The organism is Streptomyces sp. GbtcB7 (assembly GCF_019091445.1).
Taxonomy (GTDB): domain Bacteria; phylum Actinomycetota; class Actinomycetes; order Streptomycetales; family Streptomycetaceae; genus Streptomyces; species Streptomyces mirabilis.
This window is the reverse complement of the sequence record NZ_JAGXJM010000355.1, coordinates 1-262: the sequence shown is the minus strand read 5'-3', so window position 1 is coordinate 262 and position 262 is coordinate 1. Positions and strand designations below refer to the sequence as shown.

At 65.3% G+C, this 262-nt stretch carries 1 protein-coding gene; it reads right to left on the bottom strand.

Features of this window, described 5'->3' with window-relative positions; genetic code table 11:
* The coding region (locus tag KVT44_RS56250; RefSeq protein WP_217577023.1) for a hypothetical protein at positions 1 to 237 on the bottom strand (237 nt) is incomplete at its 3' end.
* Positions 238 to 262: the final 25 nt, after the last annotated feature.

The window sequence follows — 262 nt, the reverse complement described above, 5'->3', positions numbered from 1 at the left end:
TTCAACAGATCGTGTCTCGAATACTGCCCGCTCGAACGGGTTGCCGGGCGGTGGCCAGGAACAGATGACGACACGGGGCGAGTGCTTTCGGAGTGCGGCGCGAGCATCGGATCGCTCGACGTCGGTGCCGTAGTCGATTACGCTGTCCCAACCGTGGTCGTCTGTCGCACGGGCGCTCACGCCTTCGGCTGACAGGAACCGTGACAGGGTTCCGTCACCGGCCGCGATTTCCAGCACTTCGCGTCCCTGTGCCAGCCCGCGG